The 14,298-nt window shown below is 58.4% G+C and carries 19 protein-coding genes; 9 read left to right on the forward strand and 10 right to left on the reverse strand.

What is annotated here, in order from left to right; genetic code table 11:
* Positions 1–316: 316 nt before the first annotated feature.
* The 6 genes from B9Y51_RS04270 to B9Y51_RS04285 form a co-directional block, all read right to left on the reverse strand.
* Positions 317–499, reverse strand: a complete 183-nt coding sequence (locus tag B9Y51_RS04270; RefSeq protein ID WP_048683473.1) for a hypothetical protein — start codon at positions 497–499, stop codon at positions 317–319.
* A 71-nt stretch (positions 500–570) separates the two neighbouring features.
* Entirely contained in the window at positions 571–1,536 is a 966-nt protein-coding gene (locus tag B9Y51_RS04275; RefSeq protein WP_048683476.1) for a glycosyltransferase family 2 protein, read from the reverse strand.
* 9 nt (positions 1,537–1,545) lie between these two features.
* The gene (locus tag B9Y51_RS04280) at positions 1,546–3,114 is read right to left on the reverse strand and encodes a zinc metalloprotease (RefSeq protein ID WP_048683477.1); all 1,569 of its coding nucleotides are present in this window, start codon (positions 3,112–3,114) and stop codon (positions 1,546–1,548) included.
* Positions 3,115–3,189: 75 nt separating this feature from the next.
* The gene (locus B9Y51_RS11220) at positions 3,190–3,348 is read right to left on the reverse strand and encodes a daptide-type RiPP (protein ID WP_165000960.1); all 159 of its coding nucleotides are present in this window, start codon (positions 3,346–3,348) and stop codon (positions 3,190–3,192) included.
* Between the two features lie 48 nt (positions 3,349–3,396).
* A complete protein-coding gene (locus B9Y51_RS11225; RefSeq protein WP_173834728.1) occupies positions 3,397–3,561 on the reverse strand; it encodes a hypothetical protein in 165 nt (54 codons plus the stop codon).
* Complete coding sequence (locus B9Y51_RS04285) at positions 3,558–4,220, reverse strand: recombinase family protein (RefSeq protein ID WP_082156903.1); 663 nt, start codon at positions 4,218–4,220, stop codon at positions 3,558–3,560. Before B9Y51_RS04285 ends, B9Y51_RS11225 begins: the two co-directional genes overlap by 4 nt.
* A gap of 83 nt (positions 4,221–4,303) precedes the next feature.
* Between B9Y51_RS04285 and B9Y51_RS04290 the strand changes: the two genes are divergently transcribed.
* Positions 4,304–4,600, forward strand: a complete 297-nt coding sequence (locus tag B9Y51_RS04290; RefSeq protein WP_048683480.1) for a hypothetical protein — start codon at positions 4,304–4,306, stop codon at positions 4,598–4,600.
* Between the two features lie 364 nt (positions 4,601–4,964).
* The gene (locus B9Y51_RS04295) at positions 4,965–5,531 is read left to right on the forward strand and encodes a recombinase family protein (RefSeq protein WP_085528880.1); all 567 of its coding nucleotides are present in this window, start codon (positions 4,965–4,967) and stop codon (positions 5,529–5,531) included.
* 199 nt (positions 5,532–5,730) lie between these two features.
* Here B9Y51_RS04295 and B9Y51_RS04300 read toward each other — a convergent pair whose 3' ends face one another.
* Positions 5,731–6,921: an alcohol dehydrogenase catalytic domain-containing protein gene (locus B9Y51_RS04300; RefSeq protein WP_085528881.1), complete on the reverse strand. Its 1,191-nt coding sequence runs from the start codon at positions 6,919–6,921 to the stop codon at positions 5,731–5,733.
* A 448-nt stretch (positions 6,922–7,369) separates the two neighbouring features.
* Here B9Y51_RS04300 and B9Y51_RS04305 point away from each other — a divergent pair, with 448 nt between their 5' ends.
* On the forward strand, positions 7,370–7,936 hold the full coding sequence (locus B9Y51_RS04305) for a recombinase family protein (RefSeq protein WP_085528928.1): 567 nt from the start codon (positions 7,370–7,372) through the stop codon (positions 7,934–7,936).
* Between the two features lie 289 nt (positions 7,937–8,225).
* On the opposite strand, the gene B9Y51_RS04310 is transcribed toward B9Y51_RS04305, so the two are convergent.
* Together B9Y51_RS04310 and cmtR are read right to left on the reverse strand one after the other, a co-directional pair.
* Entirely contained in the window at positions 8,226–8,825 is a 600-nt protein-coding gene (locus tag B9Y51_RS04310) for a cadmium resistance transporter (RefSeq protein ID WP_048683490.1), read from the reverse strand.
* Positions 8,822–9,181: a Cd(II)/Pb(II)-sensing metalloregulatory transcriptional regulator CmtR gene (gene cmtR / locus B9Y51_RS04315; protein WP_064847475.1), complete on the reverse strand. Its 360-nt coding sequence runs from the start codon at positions 9,179–9,181 to the stop codon at positions 8,822–8,824. Before cmtR ends, B9Y51_RS04310 begins: the two co-directional genes overlap by 4 nt.
* 160 nt (positions 9,182–9,341) lie before the next feature.
* Here cmtR and B9Y51_RS04320 point away from each other — a divergent pair, with 160 nt between their 5' ends.
* A complete protein-coding gene (locus tag B9Y51_RS04320) occupies positions 9,342–9,677 on the forward strand; it encodes a GNAT family N-acetyltransferase (protein WP_245826044.1) in 336 nt (111 codons plus the stop codon).
* Between the two features lie 282 nt (positions 9,678–9,959).
* Here the strand turns inward: B9Y51_RS04320 and B9Y51_RS04325 are convergent, their stop codons facing one another.
* Positions 9,960–10,340 (reverse strand): winged helix-turn-helix transcriptional regulator, encoded by a 381-nt coding sequence (locus tag B9Y51_RS04325; protein ID WP_048683495.1) that lies wholly within the window; start codon positions 10,338–10,340, stop codon positions 9,960–9,962.
* Between the two features lie 105 nt (positions 10,341–10,445).
* On the opposite strand from B9Y51_RS04325, the gene B9Y51_RS04330 reads away from it, so the two are divergent.
* From B9Y51_RS04330 to B9Y51_RS04355, 5 genes are all read left to right on the forward strand, one after another.
* Positions 10,446–11,051 carry an NAD(P)-dependent oxidoreductase gene (locus B9Y51_RS04330; protein WP_048683496.1) on the forward strand — a complete coding sequence of 202 codons (606 nt, stop codon included), beginning with the start codon at positions 10,446–10,448 and terminating at the stop codon, positions 11,049–11,051.
* A 172-nt stretch (positions 11,052–11,223) separates the two neighbouring features.
* The gene (locus B9Y51_RS04335) at positions 11,224–11,976 is read left to right on the forward strand and encodes a hypothetical protein (protein WP_158088249.1); all 753 of its coding nucleotides are present in this window, start codon (positions 11,224–11,226) and stop codon (positions 11,974–11,976) included.
* Positions 11,973–12,554 (forward strand): recombinase family protein, encoded by a 582-nt coding sequence (locus B9Y51_RS04340; protein ID WP_085528883.1) that lies wholly within the window; start codon positions 11,973–11,975, stop codon positions 12,552–12,554. Before B9Y51_RS04335 ends, B9Y51_RS04340 begins: the two co-directional genes overlap by 4 nt.
* Positions 12,555–13,493: 939 nt before the next feature.
* Complete coding sequence (locus B9Y51_RS04350) at positions 13,494–13,811, forward strand: hypothetical protein (RefSeq protein WP_085528885.1); 318 nt, start codon at positions 13,494–13,496, stop codon at positions 13,809–13,811.
* A 53-nt stretch (positions 13,812–13,864) separates the two neighbouring features.
* Positions 13,865–14,298 (forward strand): hypothetical protein (locus B9Y51_RS04355; protein WP_085528886.1); only part of this gene is annotated, 434 nt, incomplete at its 3' end.

The following is a 14,298-nucleotide window of genomic DNA, read 5'->3' on the forward strand; positions in this document are numbered from 1 at the left end:
TCTAGTAAGTGAATGAGACTCTTAGAAGCGCCCCGTACTCAGGCCTATTACTGAAGGATTTGCATACGTCAGCCAGCCATCTCGTTGGGCTTTGCGTAGTCCTCGGACTTCATGAGATAGGGGGTGCTGCACTTGCAGTGTTATGGAGATTCGTCATCTTGACACAACCAGCCTGTCTTCAAAGCACGCCTTAAGGTTTTAGCGACGTCCCCGGTTGGCCTTGACACCATGTTCGAACAATTTGTCTAGGACTGATGGCCTCGCGATGTGGCCTCCTAACAATGTCCCATATGAGTCAGGCGTAAGTATCCTCAAATCAAGAGGGGTGGTGAGCCAGGTACCAGACTACTCCTAGACCGACCACGACCACCACGGCAAGTGCAATGAGCGGGGCCACCACGGCCTCAGTTGAGGCCGAAAAAACTATGATAATCGCGGCAATGAAAGCCATAGCGATGAATACCGCACTGATTGCTCCCGTGTTCTGAGTGAACTTCATGCAGTCCTCCGTAAATATTATTGGTTTTGTCTCGGACAAAGCCTATCGGGTCGCCTAGTCGGCCTCAACAGTTACCTTGGCTCAAGGAGTTCGGCCATACCACAACCAGTTTGTAGGACCATGGAAATTTCGTGTGCGTGACGCTTCGAGAGCACAGGCACCGGTAGACCGAGAAACCAGCCGGTGTGGTCTCTCGACATGACCGGCTGGGGCAATTGCATAGGATCCATATCCGATAATTTTTGAGCGGACGGGTAGTCCATCATGACTGCCATGTGCTGGTAGAAGATTTTCTTCACAGCCTTCCACTCAGAAGGATCACTATATTTTTCTTGGATTTCTTGGAGATGTTTCTTGTCTATTCCGCGAAGTACGGGTGCGAAGTATCGGGGAACGACGCAATGCCTGCGCTGATCGTCGTGGAGAGTCAACGTATTCGGTGGTGCGCTGAGAAATTCCGGAACGAATCCTTGATGCGCCATTCTCCACCAGTAGTCCCAGTCTTCTAAACCCCACGGCTTGTTGCTCCATGGCCCAGTAATGTTTGCGGCGTGGCGAGTGAGAATCACTCGGCTAGGTTCAAAAAGAGGATTGAGGGTTTGTAACGCGGGTGACCAGGTGATCTGGTGAAGGGGAATACCTGGCGGCTCCACAATTTGTTGCCGTTCGTACACCGCACTGGCAACCACCCACGAACAGCTTGTTTTCTTGAGCCTCTCCAACCCGTTTGCCAGCCAGTCTTCATGGAAGGTGTCGTCGTGATCGAGAAATGCAATCAAGGGCGCGTCGCTGCGATCGATCCCATATTGCCGTGTAAGACCCGCGGTGCCCGTTCTCGGAGCAACGATAAATTCGAAGCGATTGTCGTCTGCCATGTTCGCGGCGATGACTCGGAACGCCTCGTCTGGGGGCCCATCGCTGACAACCTTTGCCGTGAAGCGCTCATATGATTGGGTAGCCACGGATGTGAGTGTTTTCTCTAGGGCGCTACCTCGCCGGTAGGTCGGGATGACAACCACAACATCGGGAGTGAACATGGCTTCCACCTACCTACTGAAGTAATTCGCGACGTGGGCCCACAACGGCGTGTTTCCTTTCAGAGTGGTGGCAGTACCACCGGTGCAACCGCTCAGGGCCGTAGGTGAGGTGGGCGTCTCAGTGACATACCCGGGGGTCTGGACCGGGAGGGAAACAACAAATACGGACGTGAAGTCGACCTGGCCCGATTTCTCGAAGGACCCCTGGATGGTTGCACAGTGTTTTGGTAACAATCCATTGCTTCGTAAGCGGTAGGTGCGGTCGGCTACCACGGGAGGCTCCCCGATGGCGCTCCCACTGAGATGGACGGTGCCGCCCTCGGACCACCATATCGCTACGTCACGCTGAGGTGTCGGAATCCAGGCCATTGCGCATATTCCGGCCACGACAACTGCCAGGCCGGCAAGCCGTCGGCCCAAGACCGCACCGCGCCGCTGGGACGCTTTGAGCTCGCGTCCGACCCACCCAACAATCACAGATAGGAGCCAGAAGATATACATCAAAAGGATCAAGCCCTGCACGAAGGGCAACGAGGCGAAAAGGGAAGAGATGTACAGTACAGCGAAAGTGAGAGCCGCAAAGACGGAAATTATGCAACCGGCGCCGAACATAACCAGTCGGGGCTGGTGCGATGTTGTCTTCCCTCGAGCTCCGAATAGTACCGTTCCCAAAGTTGATGAAAACGCAACTATGGATCGCTGGTGAAGATGAGGAAGGTCCAAACCAGAGATGATGGCAACATATCCATCGAACTTTAGGAAGGGGTAGCAATTGACTATTGCCTGGAAAAAAGCGGCGATGCCAATGGTGGAGAGAACAGCGCCACAGCGTGCGTTCAACGCAGCGCCCAGCACACTAAAGATTCCGGCGAGGGAGGCCTGTGTGATTGGACCGGCGGCGGCAACCCACACGCGTGATCTGCGGCTTGGAAGAGCCCAGGCTGCGGATACGTCGCAATAGAAGGCAGGCATCAGGTAGATCAGAAGGAAGCCCATGGATTTGGGCTTCCCTCCTTGCCATGCCAGCGTGAGTGCGTGCCCACATTCGTGGAGAACGTTGATGGCAAGAAGGCTGATGAGAATGCCGATAACCTGCCATGGACCGGTCTGGTGGGTAATGAAGTCAATTGTTCTGCGTGCTACGAAGAACTGCGTGAGCACACCAGCGACCACTAGAAACAAGGCGCAAGCGAAGTAGAAATGACCTGGAAATCGACGCAACTTAACTGCGAGGGGGCCAACCAGACGATGGGCATTGAGTATTACACGAAGCTGAATTCGGAAACCAGGAAGGCGGCGCACCCGACCGGGGTGATCACTGGGTGCCGTTTGTGAAGCTGGGACGATCAGGCCGAGCCTTGCCAGCCTTTCGGTGGATGTTTGAACGGTGACTTCATCCCATCTCGCATCGAGGGGGAAATCCTCAGAACTAGCCGTCAGGTGTTGCATGAGGTATCCGATGTCGTACCCAAGTCTCTGGATTTTCCCTGACTCGGACACGAGGACCCAATATGCTGGCTGACCATCAGCACTTTCGGCCTTATGCAAGTCACCGTTGACTCGATATCTGGAAGTCACAGTGTGGGGCTCCTTATGAGCCGGGCGTGAGGTGTGACCCTCACGCCCGGTTGGCATAGTACTTTGGTCGGACATTTAGGTTGCGATAGCCGCAGCCGCGCCCACATATGCCGCCCCTGCAGCAGTGCCAATACCGGCACCCACTTTGAAACCATCCCAGAAAGTGGGAGCCTCCAAAGATTCGAGGTCATCAATGTCGAGCATGAGTTCATTTGCTGGCATTGCAGTGGCCATTTGCGTCACCTCCCTCCGAATTTCAACTAATTGCTGGCGTAGGATCGGCTAGGTAAGCGCAAGCGCGCCTCCACCGTACACAATGGCGCCGCCGACCACCGTTCCAGCTCCGACGCCTGCCGCTGTGCTCCAGAATCCAGGAGCCTCGAGGCTCTCCAAACTATCAATACCAAGGTCAAGACCGATATTCTGGTTTTCGATTTGAACTGTCATTTCCCCTCCCTCCACAACAAGTTGACACGATTAGCATCGTACTGAACCGTCAGAGGAATGTCGATGATTAACCCTGCCTGTAAACTGGGGAATCGAGCGCCTGTCCTTTGAAATGCCTTGTGGCCTGTGGGTCGAGCCACCCCGAACAGCTCAGCAATCTCAGACGTCGTATGTTCCCCACCCCGATACAACGAAACCAGGTGTTTCTCCTGCGATACCGAGAGCTTCGGTTTCTTGCCTCGCAACCTGCCTTTGGCCTTAGCGACGGCCATACCTTCACGGGTGCGCATACGAATCAAATCGGCCTCGAACTCGGCAACCATGCCGAGCACGTTGAACAGCAACCTGCCGATGGGGTCCTCAGGATCGTAGACGCTGCCGCCGATATTCAAGGTCACACCCTTACCGGTCAGCTCGGCCGCGAGATCACGAGCGTCAGGCAACGACCTCGCCAGTCGGTCCAGTTTGGTCACCACCAAGGTGTCACCAGCGCGGACGGCCGCCATTGCTTCCCGCAGCCCCGGCCGTGACCTATTGGTACCGGTGAGACCGTGATCAACGTAGATGTCTGCCTCGGCGACGCCAAAGCGTGCCAAGCCATCTTTTTGAGCAGTGAGGTCTTGTTCGGTGGTCGAGACACGCGCGTAACCAATCAACATGTCAATAACGGCATCGTTTGGCAGCCCCTAACCGATGAAGCCTTCTCTTATCTGACCACCAATAACGAACAGGAGAAATAGATATGGCCATGAAAGATCACACCCAGAAACAGAAACTCGAAGCATGCCTGGGGAGTGTTCAGAGTGGGCCGCACTGGAAAGGCCAGTCCATGTCCTTCGAAGCCGCTGAACGGCTCGAGGGGCGATTCAAAAGCGACCGTTGTTACAGCGTCCTCAATATCGTGGGCAACAAATCAATCAAAGAACTTCTGGAATACGCTGCTAGGCAAGAAAACTGTCGCGAGCAAGATATCGTTCGCCGTTATCTCTTGACCTCCCTGGAGGAAAGATACGGTAACGACGTTCCCTATGCTGAATAGCACCACATGGCACGGCTCAGGATCCAAGGTATTGCTGGATAGCATCGACTTGTTTGAATCTCCGTATCAGCGGGGATCCAAGATGAGCGACTATGCAGCTATTGGCAATAAGAGCTGGTAGCTCCTGAGTCAACACAGGAGCTTGGAGGGCCGTTTTGTTGGTTGCAACCTGGCGGAGCCCAGGGTCGAACGAGTCTGGCTAATGTAGCTCTACAGGTGCCCTTTGCGGGGTCCCTCACCGGGACACTCTAGCGGCCCACCTGTCCTGGGTGGGTGACCGCTAGTTTCCGCGGGCCACCGATTCCCAGAAGCCCCGCCCGCATAAAAGTCCGGTCAGGGTGGGGTAAACGGTACAGTTGGGGGCATGCTGATCGGTTACGCCCGTGTCTCGACCACCGAACAAGACCTCACCGCCCAAAAAGACGGCCTCAAGCGCCTCGGTGTGGAGGAGGCTTACATCTACGTCGATCACGGCCTGACCGGAACCGATCGCTCCCGCCCCGGTCTCAGGGAGGCCATGGCAGCTGTACGGGCGGGAGACACCCTCGTCGTGACGAAACTGGACAGGCTGGCTCGGTCCTTGCCCGACGCCCGAGACCTTGCCGCGGAGCTCACAGCCAAGGGTGTGACTCTGAATATCGGGGGCAGTGTCTATGACCCGGAGGACCCGATCGGCCGGCTGCTGTTCAACGTGTTGGGCATGGTTGCCGAGTTTGAGGCGGACTTGATCCGGATGCGCACCCGTGAAGGCATGGCGGTGGCCAAGGCCAAGGGGAGGTTGCGGGGGAAGAAGCCGAAGCTGTCGGTCTCGCAGGAGAAACATCTGGTCTCGTTGTACCGGGGAGGGGAGCACACGACTGCGGAGATCGCTGAGCTGTTCGGGGTTGCCCGATCCACGGTCTATCGGGCGATCAAACGCGCCGGGGTGTAATCGACCATTATCTCTTAGTCGCACGTCGCGGTCGGTGCAGGTTTGACCACCGAGGCTTTTCGCCCCGATCCGTCTGGCTAAAAATTTTTGGGTACGACGGCGGCGCGCCCCGAGGATTCCTCGGAGGCGCGCCGCCGCATTTAGTGCGTGGGGGCAACTATGCCCTGCACCTGGGCCCACTCATGATATATGAGGCAGATCAGGCCTTGATCATGCCGTGCGGATCGATGATGTACTTCTCCGCGGAGCCCTGGTTGAAGTCCGCGTAAGCCTGCGGGACCTCGTCCAGGCTGATGACCTTGGTGTTGAGCATGTCCGAGAGGTAGGGCATGCGGTCCCAGAGGATGGCCTGCATCAGGTTGTAGTTGTAGTGCATGATCGGTGCCTGGCCAGCAGTGATCTTAGGGGACTTGATCCAGGCGTTGCCGAAGTCGATGGGGTAGACGCCTTTGCGCTCTGCCTCGGAATCGGCCAGCGGGTCCGGCCCGTAGACACCAACGACCCCCGTTGCCCCGCCTGCGCGGGTAGCGTCGATGACCTGGTTGATGGCATGGGCCGGGTCCTGGTTGCTGGCCTCCTTGCCGATGCCGTGTGCTTCGGTTCCCACGTAGTCCACGGCGCAGTCGACCATCGGTTCCCCGAGGATCTTCTCGATCTGGTCCTGCAGGGGAACGTCCTCGTTGAGGTCGATGGTTTCGCAGCCGTTGCGCTTGACTAGGTCCAGGCGGTCCTTGTCGTAGTCCCCGACGATGATGCAGGAGGCGCCCAAGAGGCGAGCGGCAGCAGCACCGCATCGGCCCACGGGGCCGGCTCCGGCAAGGTACACAGTGGAACCGGGCTTGGCGCCGGCTTCCATAAGGCCATGGAAAGCAGTGGGCAGGATGTCCGAGAGCAGGGTCAGATCGCGGATCTTCTCCATGGCCTGGTCACGGTCGGGGAACTTCAGAAGCTGGAAGTCTGCGTAGGGAACGAAAAGATACTCGGCCTGGCCACCGTCCCAGTCACCCAGATTAAAGCCGTAGGCAGCGCAATTCACGTCAGGGTTGCAGGTCTGGCAGACCTCGGTACGGCCGTTGCGACAGTTGCGGCACCGACCACACGCCACGTTGAAGGGCACGGAGACGAGGTCGCCCTCCTTGAGGAACTCGACGTCAGAGCCCAGCTCCACGACTTCGCCGGTCATCTCGTGACCCAATACCATGCCGTCAGGCACGGGGAAGGAACCGCGGTAGATGTGCAGGTCGCTGCCGCAGATGTTGGAGGCGACGATCTTCAGGACGACGCCGTGAGGTGCCTTCTTGCCGTTGGGCATCTCCAGCTTGGGGAAGTCCAGGTCCTCGACCTGCATGTTCTCGGTACCACGGAATACGACGGAACGGTTGCCTGACATATCCTTCACTCCTTCGGCCGCTTCTTGCCGAAGCGGCATAGGGAACCCATGCACTGATGGGAATACGTGTGACGATACCAGGTGGCCACAGCGCGCCACCCCCCGACTACTGCTCCTTTGTAGGAAAAGAACTAGTGAGAGCGCAAAAATCCAAGCAAAGGGATCCAGTGCAAACCTACGCTGTGCAAAGTAGACCCCTGATATTGAGCGGCTCGTCCACATCATCAATGACTGGGGAACCTTCTAGTTGTACTGACCGGACACGTTGGTCAATCGTGAGATGGCGGACTGGGCCTGTGGAACGGGGTTATGCGACAGGCGCGAACCGTGCATGATCGACCGTTTATAAGACATCCCAAGACGCAACGCGCCGACGAGGCGGATTATGTATCGCAAACCGTGTCCGCAATCTATGTATCATCAGCCACGTTTACGGTACATTGTGGGCATGGTGATGATTGGTTACGCGAGGGTCTCGACTCGAGACCAGAATCCGGAGGGGCAAACAGATGCCCTGAACGCGGCCGGGTGCCAGAAGCTTTTCGTTGATCATGCCTCGGGCACTCTGGCGAAACGGCCTGCTCTGGACAGGGCGTTGGAGTACTTGCGGGAGGGTGACACTTTGGTGGTCACCAAGCTGGATCGGTTGGGTCGTTCGGTGGGCAACCTCAAACAAGTGGCCGACCGGTTGCAGGATCAAGGTGTTGGGTTGGTTGCCCTGTCCCAGGGGATCGATACCACCACGGCTGGTGGTCGGTTGTTCTTTCATATGCTGGCTGCGATTGCCGAGTTCGAGCATGATCTGATTGTTGAACGAACTCGTGATGGGTTGGCTGCTGCTCGAGCCAGGGGCCGGAAGGGTGGGCCGAAGTTCAAAATGACCCCGACCAAGGTGAAGCAGGCTCGTGCCATGTACGACGAGGGCAAGTACACGGTTCAACAGATCGCTGAGACTTTCGGGGTTTCTCGGCCGACGATCTATCGCCACCTCGAACAAGATCCCGATCGTAGTTGAGAGCTTATCGTGAGATGACTGACCGGGCCTCTGGATGGGGTCATGCTGCAGGAGTGAATCGTGCAGGATCGACCATATGAGCCACTGCTGTAAAGAGCTAGAGCGACTCACTCAGGTGTGACTGTTGCAGGTATGTGGCGGCATTCTTGCTGAGATACGTGGCGGCAAGGGCCGTCCATCCAGGAACGACACTGTCCGCAAGCTGGGGCCAGCAACGATCGCCAGGACGTCGGCATCGACAATGGCCGGAGATCTCTTTGTGGTGGAGGCTGCCGATCAGGAAGCGTGATTAGAAACCGAAGGCCCCGCCGCTGATCAGGATGAAGAAACCCAGGCCGATCAGCACGATGGGGAACAGGATGTGTTCCCAGCGCTCCAGGACCTCGGCGATCGGTCGGCGGGTGGCGACGAACTTGGCCAGGCCCACCAGCACCGCGACCAGGGCCAGGAACACGATGCAGTAGGCAGCCACAGCCCCCGGGCCGACGCTGAGGAAGGCCGGGGCGTAGACGCCGATGTTGTCCCCGCCGTTGGCGAAGGTCACCCCGGCCACGGTCCAGACGGCGACATTCTTGCCCTCGATCTTGGCGTCGTCATCATCGTCTTCGCCTCTGCGCCACCCCTGCCAGGCCGCCCACACTCCCAGGCCCAGCGGGATGAGCCCGAAGTAGGGGATGACCCCCGGGGGCAAGAACGCGCCCGCGCCTAAGGACACGAGCACTGCCGCACCCAGGATGCCGGCGAAGCCGAGGTACTGGCCGACCAGGATTCGGACGGTGGTCCCACGCTGGCCCGCACCACGGCCGAAGAACAGGGATAGCACGATGATGTCGTCGATGTTGGTAACCAGGAACAGACCGATCGCCTGGAGGGTTGAGGACAGGATCACGCGCCCACCCCCTTCTCGCAGCAGCCGGGCACGGAGCAGGCCGGGTCCAGGCACGGGGCACTCTCATCCACCGCGAGGGTGACCTCGACCAGAGCAGTCAGCGCCCGCGCCAGGTGTGCATCGGCGATCTCGTACCGGGTCTGGCGGCCCTCGGCCACGGCGACCGCGATCCCGCAGTCCCGCAAGCACGCCAGGTGGTTCGACACGTTCGACCGGGTCAACCCCAAGTCCCGCGCCAGTTCGGCCGGGTAGGCCGGCCGTTCCAGCAAGGTCATCAGGATCCGCGACCGGGTGGGGTCGGCCATCGCCCGGCCCAACCGGTTCATCACGTCAACACGAGAAACAATAGTCAGCATTCACTGAACTATACAGTATGAGCTGAACTTACAGTGTCGCCTCGTAAAGCTATAGGGTTGATTAGACATTCAGCGCGCGGTTGGCCTCAGGTTCATTCCCTGCGTGAATGGGCACCCGGAAGTGTCTCGCTAAGTCGTCTCGACCACCACCGAGGGGGTGGTGATTGGGTATGCCTTGCTCACGCGTTGCCATATAGGCCAGGAACCCGCATTATGTCTGGCGCCCTGTGCCGTCGTGCCGGAATATCAACGATCCGGCGCCGGAACGGCCGTGATTCGTGGTGCCTTGGAAGCTGCTCGGGCCCAAGGGGAGGATACCGTTGTTGTCCTGGGCCACCCTGATTATTATCCACGGTTCGGGTTCGAATCGGCCTCGGTCTATGGCATCAGGCTCAGTATCGAAGTACCTGAAGGGGCTTTGATGGTGCTGTCACTAGATCCTGGCCGAGTCCCGCCGGACGGCACGGTGCACTATGCTCAGCCCTTCGGAATCTAGCCCGCTTCTAACGGGTTCTTGGTCCTGCACCAGGTCCTGGTGCAGGATGGACCGAAGGCGCCATCGTCCGCCGGAAATTTGCTGCTACTCACGGAATTCGTGACCGGAGCAATCAGCACGAGTGCTCGGCGGACGGCTTTGCCCACGGGATGCGAACCTCCGTGGAGTCAAAGCTCAATTGTTAGTAAGCATATGGGCGTATCGGTTGTCAGCCTGAACCAACACAAAGACCCTGAAGCCGATTGCTTTCAGCTATCGGGGGGGGGCGCTTCCTCATGTTTCCTAGGACTCGTCGTAGTCCTCCCGGGATCGGATAATCTCCTCCGCGCTGCCCTCTGCCCAACGGCGCAAGGCATCAATGGGACCCGCCAGACTTTTCCCGAGCTCGGTCAGCTCGTAGTCGACCCGTGGTGGCACGGTCCCGCTCGTACGGCGTGTCATGAGCCCGTCCCGCTCCATCGATCGAAGGGTCTGCGTCAGCACTTTGGGAGTCACTCCTCCGATGTTGTCTCGCAATTGGCTGAAGCGCATCGGCCCTGCCTCCAAGCTGGTGACGATCAGCGGCGTCCAGCGGTCGGTGACGTGACGGAGGACCGTCCGTGAAGGACAGTGCGGATCCATGATGTCGAATGCCTGATTCGGGGACGTAGAATTCCCAGCCACAATTTCCTTCTTTAGTTTCCTTGAGGTACTCAGTATCCAAAAGATATCCTCTGAGTAAACAACCGGCAAGCACAGCCGGTGCGCCTCCCAGTAAAGGAAGAATTCATGAAGATCGCAGTCATCGGTGCCACAGGCATGGTCGGAAGCCGCACAGTAGCTGAAGCCGTACGTCGGGAACACACCGTGGACGCCTATTCACGCAGCGGCAAGGAGGTCGAGGGCGCCGAGTCGGCCCATGCTCTGGACCTCGCGGACACCGCCTCGGTCGCCGAGGTCATTTCCGGGCACGACTACACCGTCATCACCACGGTCAGCGGCCGTACCGGCGATTACGCCGAGGACATCAGGAACCATCGGGACCTCGTGGCTGCGCAGCCGGAGGGCAAGTTCCTGGTGGTCGGCGGAGCCGGGGCTCTCTACGCCGAGGAGAACACCATGCTCAAGGACACGGAGGGGTTCCCTGAGCAGTTCAAGACGGAGGCGGATGCGTTTGCTGAGGTCTACAAGGATTACATGTCCTCGCACGATGTGGACTGGACAATGTTGGCTCCAGCGCCGATGATCGCGCCCGGGGACCGAACCGGCACCTACAAGACCGAATTGGACCGGCCCGCGGGTGATTCGGTTTCCGCCGAGGACTTCGCGGTCGCGCTCATCGACGAAGCCGAGTCCCAGTCTCACCAGGGGATGCGCTTCACTGTGGCGAACTAACGCGACCAGAGGTCTTACCGACGAGATCCCGTGAGGGCTCTCAGGGGGTGCAGGATCCACCGATTCTGCACTAGAAGCCTCGGTTGCGAGCGTCCCAACGCAAATCAGGCGCAGAGAAGTCGTTGGGTGAGTGAAGGTTAATCGGATTTTCACGCCGAAGTAAGGGGGAAAGGTGACCAACAGGCAGCATCGACCGACTTTGAACTTATCTCCAGCACTAACAGGGGTGGACTTCCCGGCTCCCGCCTCCTTCAAGTCACTGTTTAACCAGGCTTACTATGAGATCCCGTGGGTCAAAGAGCTCACTCGGAAGATGTCACAGCCGATCCTGGACCAACTGACACCACAAGTTGGTGCAACGGTGAAGATGCCCAGAGTTGTCCTTCCTCAGCAGGAGGCGATAGCGAACGAGGTGATGCAAAGTATTGGGCCGTTCTCACATGCATGGAACGGGTACTTCCAAACTTCCGATCAGGCGTCTTTAGGTCGAGCCAGCGAGATTTATGCGGATGTGCTGAGATCACTGTTTCCCAACTACGGCTTCTCTGTGGTCGAGCTAAAGCCACTTCTGGTGCAAGCTGACCATCTTGTCTCAACTGGAGTAATACCTAACCATGTACTCCATGATCTGGAAGCGGACTACAATCCTGACTCTGTGGCCGATGTGGACGGCGACGGCGTCAACCGCACCCATCAGTCAGAGCAAGGACGCAGAGTCTTCGTGTTCCTCACGGCAATCATCATCGGAACGCTGGCATCCACGGCAAACCAGAGTATTCCGGATGGTGACATATCCCTTGAGGGCATCCATGGTCTCCTGCATCTGATTGAGGGCGTATCCGGGGGTGTTGGCACAAACACGGCCTCCAGTTGGTGGACTTCACATAAGAAAGGTTCCGACGACACCACACGAGACGTGAAATGAAAATCGGCTATGCACGTGTCTCAACGAAGATCCAGCAGGAATCCCTGACCACCCAGCGCGAGACCCTACAGGCCGACGGGTGCCAGCGAGTCTTCGAAGACACCGCCAGCGGTGTGAAGTCCGACCGGCCAGGGTTGGCGGCGGCCATCGACTATCTGCGCGAGGGTGACATTCTCCTGGTGACCCGCATCGACCGACTCGGCCGCTCCATGCTCGATGCCCTGAAAACACTGATGGACCTCGACGCACGCGGTATCCGCGTCCAGGCCCAGGACGTCGGCCTGGATACCGGCACAGCGATGGGCAAATTCGTCGTGCACGTGAACCTGGCTCTGGCACAGATGGAGCGGGAGCAAATGATCGAGCGGACCCGCGAGGGTATCGAGCATGCCCGCAAGCAGGGCAGAGTGCCAGGGCCGAAACCGAAACTGACCGGGCAGAGAAAAGCGGCGGTCATTGCTGCGGTGAACTCCGGAATGTCCATGGCTGAGGCAGGCAAGCTGCACGGTGTCTCCCGGTGGACAGTGCAGCGGGCCGTGCAGCAAGAACAGGCCGCAGGGGGCGATGGTCGACTTTAGTCGTTGCCTTGGCCGGGCGGGTTTTCCTCTCGCGCACAGGATGAGTTCGAGAGGGCATTAAGCAAAGCGCCCCCATCACTGAGGTGATGGGGGTTGGCCCTATATTTATGCGAGGAGTCCTGCCCTCGCTTCTGTTAAGTAGTCTAGTCCTATGCCCTCCATACAACAACCTTCGGCGGCAACTGTTATTGCCAGCCGACTGCCTGCGGCCAGATTTGAACCATATTTGGCTGCCGCTGGATCGACGGCGGCGGGGATGAGGCTCTACCGGTGGAACATTGAGATGACGGGGGCTCTGCATGAATCCCTGGGCGTTGTAGAGGTTGCACTGCGTAACACCATTGATCGCCAGCTCCAGGCATGGAACCCCACACGGTCGCGTTCAACCGGACAAACATACGGGCCCAATTGGGTTGAAAATCCAGCACCACCACTTCTCCAGCTCCTCCGTCCCGTGGAGAACCCCCGCAAGTGGACCTACACTTCCGCTCGGGATCGGGCTCAGAAGGATGCAGATGCCCGCGATTGCACACACCCTAGAGCAAGACATGCTCCCAATCATGATGACGTCGTTGCACACATGACCTTTGGGACCTGGATTCACCTTCTCCCGCGAAAGAAGGACAACAGCGTTGATGGCTTCGGTCCAGGGGCCCAACGGGGCCTGTGGAAACACGCCCTCAAAGACGCTTTCCCTCACCAACCAGACCCACTCGTTATCCATCAATGGGCGTCCAGGTTGCATCTGCTCCGCAACAGAGTTGCACACCTGGAACCGTTAATCGATACCGATGTGATGAGCTACCATAAATCGGCCGCCCGCCTTCTGCGGGCAATAGACCCCGTGGTTGGGGACTGGTACGCAGGCACAAGCAGAGTCCCCACTGTCTACAAGAATCGCCCCTAATACCCACAGGACCGCTTGGATCTGGAGAGTCGATGCCCCTGGCTACGTACCAGTTGCCCGAGAACCGCGACGGGCTGGATGAGACTCGGTTTACGATCACTGATCTGCAACACCGGATCATCGGCCGACTCGCCAGGCACCTGCCCGAAAAAGTGTTCAGCCTCTATTGCCTGGCTGTCGGGGCCGGGAAGCTGGACCGGGTCGACACCCTGAGTGAGTTCGCGGCCGGTCAGCTCATCCTGGGGTTGCAGAGCGGTGACCCGGCCAGTGTGGCAGTTTCCCGACCAATGGCCGGGACCGTGGAAGGTCTACTCGAAGCCAATGGATACAATACGATCGCCCCGCACTGACCATAGCGAGTTTCTACCAGGGATGCCCTCATGGGTGCCGCTAGAGTCGAAGTATGAGCGATGAGCAGGAACGCTTTTGGTCCAAAGTCGTCAAGGGCCCGGACCCTGCTGATTGTTGGGTATGGACTGGCGCGATTGGTGATGATGGTTATGGCCGGTTCTGGACCGCACCTACGGTTGGTCGGCAGAAGATGATTCGTGCTCACCGTTACGCGCTGGGGTTGGTTCATGGTGGCCTGGATACTATCGCCGACCTTCAGGCCTGCCATGTCTGTGATAACCCGATCTGTGTCCGGGTCGAACTCGACGGGGTCTCTCATGTTTATCTCGGTACGCGGGAGTCGAACATGATGGATCGGGCCGACCGGGGCCGGCACAATCTCCAGTTTGCTGCGGCGTTCTTCCGCCACCAGTCGCCTGCCGAGCGGGGCCGCCGGTCCCGGGCGTTGCGGGATGTGATCCGGGATAAGGGCTATGACCGGGAGGC

The organism is Kocuria massiliensis, from assembly GCF_900169715.1.
Classification (GTDB): domain Bacteria; phylum Actinomycetota; class Actinomycetes; order Actinomycetales; family Micrococcaceae; genus Rothia; species Rothia massiliensis.

What these genes read in the sequence shown, in the direction of transcription:
- B9Y51_RS04270 (WP_048683473.1), bottom strand. Translation starts at nt 499, where the DNA reads ATGAAGTTCACTCAGAACACGGGAGCAATCAGTGCGGTATTCATCGCT.
- B9Y51_RS04275 (WP_048683476.1), bottom strand. Translation starts at nt 1,536, where the DNA reads ATGTTCACTCCCGATGTTGTGGTTGTCATCCCGACCTACCGGCGAGGT.
- B9Y51_RS11220 (WP_165000960.1), bottom strand. Translation starts at nt 3,348, where the DNA reads ATGGCCACTGCAATGCCAGCAAATGAACTCATGCTCGACATTGATGAC.
- B9Y51_RS11225 (WP_173834728.1), bottom strand. Translation starts at nt 3,561, where the DNA reads ATGACAGTTCAAATCGAAAACCAGAATATCGGTCTTGACCTTGGTATT.
- B9Y51_RS04285 (WP_082156903.1), bottom strand. Translation starts at nt 4,220, where the DNA reads ATGTTGATTGGTTACGCGCGTGTCTCGACCACCGAACAAGACCTCACT.
- B9Y51_RS04290 (WP_048683480.1), top strand. Translation starts at nt 4,304, where the DNA reads ATGGCCATGAAAGATCACACCCAGAAACAGAAACTCGAAGCATGCCTG.
- B9Y51_RS04295 (WP_085528880.1), top strand. Translation starts at nt 4,965, where the DNA reads ATGCTGATCGGTTACGCCCGTGTCTCGACCACCGAACAAGACCTCACC.
- B9Y51_RS04300 (WP_085528881.1), bottom strand. Translation starts at nt 6,921, where the DNA reads ATGTCAGGCAACCGTTCCGTCGTATTCCGTGGTACCGAGAACATGCAG.
- B9Y51_RS04305 (WP_085528928.1), top strand. Translation starts at nt 7,370, where the DNA reads ATGGTGATGATTGGTTACGCGAGGGTCTCGACTCGAGACCAGAATCCG.
- cmtR (WP_064847475.1), bottom strand. Translation starts at nt 9,181, where the DNA reads ATGCTGACTATTGTTTCTCGTGTTGACGTGATGAACCGGTTGGGCCGG.
- B9Y51_RS04330 (WP_048683496.1), top strand. Translation starts at nt 10,446, where the DNA reads ATGAAGATCGCAGTCATCGGTGCCACAGGCATGGTCGGAAGCCGCACA.
- B9Y51_RS04340 (WP_085528883.1), top strand. Translation starts at nt 11,973, where the DNA reads ATGAAAATCGGCTATGCACGTGTCTCAACGAAGATCCAGCAGGAATCC.
- B9Y51_RS04350 (WP_085528885.1), top strand. Translation starts at nt 13,494, where the DNA reads ATGCCCCTGGCTACGTACCAGTTGCCCGAGAACCGCGACGGGCTGGAT.